6 protein-coding genes are annotated in these 6,549 nt (G+C 64.5%); 5 read left to right on the top strand and 1 reads right to left on the bottom strand.

Annotated elements, in window-relative coordinates; all coding sequences use genetic code 11:
* Window positions 1-33: 33 nt before the first annotated feature.
* From A5634_RS02255 to A5634_RS02240, 4 genes are read left to right on the top strand one after another with little or no spacing between them, the layout of a single operon-like run.
* Window positions 34-891 carry a hypothetical protein gene (locus A5634_RS02255; protein ID WP_065142459.1) on the top strand — a complete coding sequence of 286 codons (858 nt, stop codon included), beginning with the start codon at window positions 34-36 and terminating at the stop codon, window positions 889-891.
* Window positions 892-949: 58 nt separating this feature from the next.
* Entirely contained in the window at window positions 950-1,645 is a 696-nt protein-coding gene (locus A5634_RS02250) for a crotonase/enoyl-CoA hydratase family protein (RefSeq protein WP_065142458.1), read from the top strand.
* Window positions 1,646-1,703: 58 nt separating this feature from the next.
* Window positions 1,704-4,034 carry a molybdopterin oxidoreductase family protein gene (locus A5634_RS02245; protein WP_172831592.1) on the top strand — a complete coding sequence of 777 codons (2,331 nt, stop codon included), beginning with the start codon at window positions 1,704-1,706 and terminating at the stop codon, window positions 4,032-4,034.
* Window positions 4,031-4,510 (top strand): hypothetical protein, encoded by a 480-nt coding sequence (locus A5634_RS02240; protein WP_065142456.1) that lies wholly within the window; start codon window positions 4,031-4,033, stop codon window positions 4,508-4,510. Before A5634_RS02245 ends, A5634_RS02240 begins: the two co-directional genes overlap by 4 nt.
* A gap of 4 nt (window positions 4,511-4,514) precedes the next feature.
* Here A5634_RS02240 and A5634_RS02235 read toward each other — a convergent pair whose 3' ends face one another.
* The gene (locus A5634_RS02235) at window positions 4,515-5,570 is read right to left on the bottom strand and encodes a patatin-like phospholipase family protein (protein WP_065142465.1); all 1,056 of its coding nucleotides are present in this window, start codon (window positions 5,568-5,570) and stop codon (window positions 4,515-4,517) included.
* A gap of 68 nt (window positions 5,571-5,638) precedes the next feature.
* On the opposite strand from A5634_RS02235, the gene A5634_RS02230 reads away from it, so the two are divergent.
* Complete coding sequence (locus A5634_RS02230; protein ID WP_065142455.1) at window positions 5,639-6,415, top strand: SDR family NAD(P)-dependent oxidoreductase; 777 nt, start codon at window positions 5,639-5,641, stop codon at window positions 6,413-6,415.
* Window positions 6,416-6,549: the final 134 nt, after the last annotated feature.

The following is a 6,549-nucleotide window of genomic DNA, read 5'->3' as shown; positions in this document are numbered from 1 at the left end:
CATGGTCCGTGGTTTAGGGGGTGGGGGGGTTCCATGGGGTGGGTCCAAGGAAGCTGGCCGGAAAGTTGGCCTCAACGCTGGGGGGGCATCGAGAACGTCGACTCCAACACCTGGCTGGCGTGGGCGGCGTGGGCTGCCCTGGCACTCGGTGTCGTCGCGCTGATCTTCACGCACCGACAGCTGCAGCGGAACCGCGCGCTGGCCTCGGAGAAGACGCGTCCGTACGTCGCCATGCTGATGGAGCCGCACGTTGCCGACTGGCACGTCATCGAGTTGGTGGTGCGCAACTTCGGTCGCACCGCCGCATACGACATCCGGTTCAACTTTCCCAATCCCCCGACCGTGGCCGAGTACGAGAACGCCTCCGACGGCTACGCCGATGTGGTCGAACTGCAGCTACCCCGGGAACTGCCGACTTTGGCGCCCGGCCAGGAATGGCGGATGGTGTGGGACTCGGCGCTGGACCGTGCCGAGATCGGGCACGGCGTCGAATCACGCTTCGAAGGCACCGTCAGCTACTACGACCGCCCCGATCGGCCCCGGGGATGGAAGTTCTGGCAACGCGACCGTCAACCGCTGGAGACCAAGGTGGTGTTGGACTGGGACGCGCTACCGCCCGTGCAGCGCATCGAGCTGATGACGACGCACGATCTGGCCAAGCGGGAGAAGCAGAAGCTGGAGCTGCTGCGCAACCTGCTGACGTACTTCCATTACGCGAGCAAGGAGACGCGGCCGGAGGTATTCCGCAGCGAGATCGACCGCATCAACCGGGCCGTGCAGGAGACCCAGGACCGCTGGCGCACCCGGCAGCTCGACGAGCCCACCGATGTGAGCCTGCGCTGGGGTGATGCCGAGAACGAATTGGGCAAGCACCGCAGCCAGCGGGTGTGAGCCGGGCCTCCTCGATCTGATTCAATCGACTCCGTTGCCCGCAGCGAAGGAGTCACCCATGAGCGGTCCGGTCGTTTACACACACGACGAAACCATCGGGGTGATCCGGATGGACGACGGCAAGGTCAATGCGTTGGGGCCGACCATGCAGCAGGCACTCAACGAGGCGCTCGACCAAGCCGACTTCGACAACGTCAAGGCTTTGGTAATCACCGGAAACGAGCGGGTGTTCAGTGCCGGGTTCGACCTGAAGATCCTGACCTCCGGAGACCTGCAACCAGCGATCGACATGCTGCGCGGCGGCTTCGAACTCTCCTACCGGCTGCTGTCCTACCCCAAGCCCGTCGTGATCGCGTGCACCGGGCCCGCAATTGCGATGGGATCGTTTCTGCTGTGCTCAGGTGATCACCGAATCGCCGCGCACGCGTACAACATTCAGGCCAACGAGGTCGCGATCGGCATGGTCATTCCCTGGGCCGCGCTGGAGGTGTTGAAGTTGCGGCTGAACCGGTCGGCCTACCAACAGGCCACCGGTTTGGCCAAGACCTTCTTCGGTGAAACCGCGCTGGCCGCCGGCTTTATCGACGAGATGGCGCTACCCGACATGGTGGTCTCGCGCGCCGAGGAGGCGGCTCACGAATTCGCCGGGCTCAACCAGCAGGCCCATGCCGCGACCAAGTTGCGAGCCCGCGCCGACGCGCTCAAAGCGATCCGCGCCGGAATCGACAACGTCGAGAAGGAGTTCGGCCGGTAGGCGCTCGGTCGGCGCATAACGTTTCGAGGGCGTTCCCCCGGGTACGCCCTCTGCCATGGTGACGGTAGACAGGATTGCCGATCCATGGGGCGAGCGCACTCCATACGGGCCGGGCGAGCAGTGGCCGGAACGTCTCGACCAATTCCTGGCACCGGGCGTCGAGGCGAAGTCGGTGGACCGCTGGGTGCAGTCGGCGGCAGTGTTGCATTCCAACGGTGACGGGCTGGACATCGCCGTCAAGGACGACCGGATCGTCGGGGTCCGAGGTCGCGACGTCGACCGGGTCAACCGGGGCCGCCTCGACCCCAAGGACATGTTCGGCTGGCAGGCCAACGGATCCAAAGATCGGCTCACCACCCCGTTGGTGCGCACCGACGGCCAGTTGCGGCCCACCGACTGGGATACCGCTATGGACCGAATCGTGTTGCGCAGCAAGCAATTACTCGACAGTCATGGTGCGGGCGCGATCGGGTTCTACACCTCGGGGCAGCTGTTCCTCGAGGAGTACTACACCCAGGGGGTCATCGCCCACGGCGCGATCGGCACAAACCATGTCGACGGCAACACCCGGCTGTGCACCGCCACCGCGGCCGAGGCGCTGAAGGAGTCGTTCGGTTGCGACGGACAGCCCGGTTCGTACACCGACGTCGACCACGCCGATGTCATCGCACTGTACGGACACAACGTCGCCGAGACCCAGACGGTGCTGTGGGCACGAATGCTGGACCGACTGGCCGGACCTGAACCGCCCGCGATCGTATGTGTAGATCCCCGACTCACCCCAGTGGCCGAGCACGCAACCGTGCATCTAGCGCCGCTTCCCGGTACCAACGTGGCGCTGATGAACGGGTTGTTGCACGAGATCATCGCCCACGAGTGGGTGGACCTGGACTATGTGCACACGCACACGGTGGGTTTCGACGAGCTTCGCAGCCGGGTCGCGGAGTTTCCGCCGGATCGTGCCGCCGAGATCTGTGGTGTCGATGCAGACGAAATCCGTCGTGCGGCAAAGCTTCTCGGCACCGCAAAACGGTTGCTGTCCACCGTGCTGCAGGGCTTCTACCAGTCCCACCAAGCCACGGCGGCAAGTGTTCAGGTCAACAACATCCACCTGGTCCGCGGCATGCTCGGCAAGCCAGGCTGCGGGATTCTGCAGATGAACGGGCAACCGACCGCGGAAAATACGCGTGAATGCGGCGCCGACGGCGATTTGGCCGGCTTTCGCAACTGGGCCAACCCGGATCACATCGCCGAACTGGCGCAACTGTGGAACCTTGAGCCACAACAGATTCCGCACTACGCGCCACCGACCCATGCTATGCAGATGTTCCGCTACGCCGAGCAGGGAACACTGCAGATGCTGTGGGTCACCGCGACCAACCCGGCAGTATCCCTGCCGGAACTATCGCGCATTCGCGAAATACTCACGCAGGAACGGCTATTCCTGGTCGTACAGGACATCTTCATGACCGAGACGGCCGAGCTGGCCGACGTCGTGTTGCCGGCAGCTGCGTGGGGCGAGAAAACCGGGACCTTCACCAACGCCGATCGCACCGTGCATATTTCCGAAAAGGCAATCGACCCACCGGGTTCGGCGCGCGCGGATCTCGACATCTTCCTCGACTACGCGCGGCGGATGGACTTTCGCGACAAGGACGGTCAGCCGCTTCCGCCGTGGAAAGACCCGGAATCAGCCTTCGAGGCATGGAAGAAATGCAGTGCGGGCCGCCCCTGTGACTACACCGGCCTCAGCTATACCAAGCTGCGCGGTGGCAGCAGAATCCAGTGGCCTTGCAACGCAGAGCATCCCACCGGAACCGAGCGGCTCTACGCCGATGGGGAATTTTGGGCAGATCCCGACTACTGCGAGGCGTACGGCAAGGACCTGATCACCGGCGCGCCGCTGGAACCCACCGAATACCGGGCGATGAATCCGTACGGCAAAGCGATCATCAAGGCGGCCGAATATGTCCCGCCGCATGAGCAGCCGTCCGAAGATTACCCATTCGTGTTGATCACCGGTCGCACCGTCTACCATTTCCACACCCCCACGAAAACCGCTCGGGCACCGCAACTTCAGCGGGCCGCACCGGAAGTCTGGGTGCAGATTTCAGATGCTGATGCGAGGCGCCTCGGCATCGGCGAGGGGCAACCACTGGAGGTGATCACGCCTCGCGGCGCAATCACCTGCCCCTCCCGGATCGGCCGAATCCGTGCGGGAGTGCTCTTCGTGCCGTTCCACTACGGCTACTGGGACTCCCAGGCTCCTGACCATCACCGGGCCGGCAACGAGCTGACCATCACCGACTGGGATCCGGTGTCCAAGCAGCCGATCTACAAGACGGCGGCCGCCCGCGTGCAGAAGAGTTCGTCGGCAGGTCCGCGATGAAGCTCAAGGTCGCCATCCGCGAGCTGCACCGCTCCGAACGCAAACTTGCCCGCGCGCTCGACGTCGTCTCCGAACGACATCGGACCGACCAGGACATTGCACATCTGGCCCATGACCTGGCGGGCTGGTCGAAAAGCCATCTCGCGCAATTGGCTGACCATGGCCGTCATTACGGACTGCGTTTGTCCGCGGAGCCGCGCACCAGGGCGCTCAGCGGCGCTATCCAGTCTCGGCTCAGTGCGTTGCTGCGACGCCGCCCGGAACCGGGGTTGCTGCTACTCGCCGATCTGCGCCACATTCATCGACTGGCGGCGGGCGTCTCGCTGGACTGGGAGCTACTCGGTCAGGCGGCACAGGCTGCCAAGGACCACGAGCTGCTGGACTTGACGTCGCGGTGCCATCCCGAGACACTGCGCCAAATGCGTTGGGCGAACGCAATGCTCAAAGAGCTCTCACCGCAGATCCTGACCAGCTGAGCGGCTATTGGTACTGGCGGAACCGCTCCAGGTACTCCACCCAATTCCAGGTCGACAGAAATTCTTCGGCTGCCGCATAGCCCTTGTCGTACAAGGCTTCAGCGTCTTTGCGGGAGATGCTGAAATCGAGAAAGTTGACGGCGGTGGAATCGACCCGGATTGCGCGGGCACTGACCCACGGCTGGTTCAGATAGGTCTGATCGTGACCGACGAACATCGTGGTGATCAGTTGCTCGAGCAATACCGACGGCGGACCCAGCAGGCGTAGCGCCCCCACCCCGGGGATCACCTGGTCGTTGCCTTCGGGCAGATTGGGCAGCACGGTGACGCCGAAAGTGGGCCAGCGCGGCGGCTTTCCATCGAACCGGTCGAAGGAGTCGATCGGGAAGTTCGACAACACTCCGCCGTCGACCAACGTGGATGGGCGCCCGGAAGCGCTGGTCAAGGTGACGGGGCGAAAGTAGAACGGGATCGACATCGAGGCGCGCACTGCGTCGGCCACCACTTGTTCGTCGGGGTCCAGGCCGTAGAGCCGCTGGTAGTCCCATGGCAGTCTGGCCAATTGGCCGGTGGTGATGTCAGTGACCGTGACGGCTAGCCGATAACGGCGTTCGGGTCGAATCTGCTTGTCGCTCAACGCCAGATCTCCGAAGGTCGTCACGCCCAGGTTTTTCAGTTCGCTGCGGATCCACTGGTGAGCGAAGTCGCCGCGGTAGATGCCGTTGTCTTTGATCAGGCCCCACGCCTGGCCCACCAGCGGCAGGTGACCGACGGGACCGGAGTCACGAAACTTGTCGTAGGGCAGGGTGAGAGCAAGCTCCTTCATCTGCTCGCTGCTCATCTGGTCACCGTCCGCCGCCGCGGCCATGATCGACCCGACCAGCGATCCGGCCGAAACCCCCGAGACTCGTTTGAGCGCGTATCCGGCGTCCATGATGGCGGCGACGGCCCCCGCCAGGCCGACGCCCTTGACACCGCCCCCGGAGAGAACGAGGTCAACGGGTTTGCGCCGTCCTCGTGCGGAAGGCGCGCTTGAAGTCTGGGCTGTGGTGTCAGGGATGAAGACGAGATTAGCGACCAATCAAGGCCGAGTCACCGTCCAGGGGCGCTGATAGTTAGTGTTGCCGGGTGGATACCGATGGAATAAGTGCAATCGTCACCGGTGGCGCGTCCGGAATCGGCGCGGCCACCGCACGCCAGTTGGCCGCCAAAGGCGCCCGAGTCGTCGTCGCCGACCTGCAAGAAGATCGCGGCAAGGCGCTCGCGCACGAGATCGGCGGCGCATTCGTCACCGTCGACGTCACCAAGACCGAACAGATCGAGGATGCGGTGAACACCGCGGTCGATCTCGGGCCGCTGCGCGCCCTGGTCAACTCCGCCGGCGTCGGGTGGGCGCAGCGCACCATCGGTAAGGACGGCGAATTCGGCTCGGCGCACAACCTGGACGCCTACAAAAAGGTGCTTGCGATCAACCTGGTCGGCACCTTCGACTGCATCCGGCTGGCGGCGACCGCGATGAGCCGGCTGGAACCCACCTCGACGGGTGAGCGCGGCGCGATCGTCAACATGACCAGCGTCGCGGCATTCGACGGACAGATCGGCCAGGCCGCCTACTCGTCCTCCAAGGGCGGGGTGGTGGGGCTGACGCTGCCGGTGGCCCGCGACCTCGCCGCGGTGGGCATTCGGGTGAACACCGTCGCGCCCGGGCTCATCGACACTCCCATTTACGGCGAGGGCGAGGCGTCGGAGGCGTTCAAGGCCAAGCTCGGTGAGTCGGTGTTGTTCCCGCATCGGTTGGGCAAGCCCGATGAACTCGCCTCGATGGTCATCGAGCTGCTCACCAACTCCTACATGAACGCCGAAGTCGTCCGGGTCGACGGCGGGATTCGGATGCCGCCGAAGTAATTCGGCCTTTTCCGGGCCGCCGTCCGCGTCGGCCCGCCACCCATCGGCCCGCCAACCGAACCAGGCCGCCAATTCCGCCGCGTGTTTTCGCAGTGTGGTTCGGCTCGCGGCTCATTGCGCTCGCCGGACCTCGT

It is taken from the genome of Mycobacterium asiaticum, assembly GCF_001673365.1.
Classification (GTDB): Bacteria; Actinomycetota; Actinomycetes; order Mycobacteriales; family Mycobacteriaceae; genus Mycobacterium; species Mycobacterium asiaticum_A.
This window is presented reverse-complemented; position numbering and strand designations above follow the sequence as displayed.

What these genes read in the sequence shown, in the direction of transcription:
- A5634_RS02240 (WP_065142456.1), top strand. Translation starts at nt 4,031, where the DNA reads ATGAAGCTCAAGGTCGCCATCCGCGAGCTGCACCGCTCCGAACGCAAA.
- A5634_RS02255 (WP_065142459.1), top strand. Translation starts at nt 34, where the DNA reads ATGGGGTGGGTCCAAGGAAGCTGGCCGGAAAGTTGGCCTCAACGCTGG.
- A5634_RS02250 (WP_065142458.1), top strand. Translation starts at nt 950, where the DNA reads ATGAGCGGTCCGGTCGTTTACACACACGACGAAACCATCGGGGTGATC.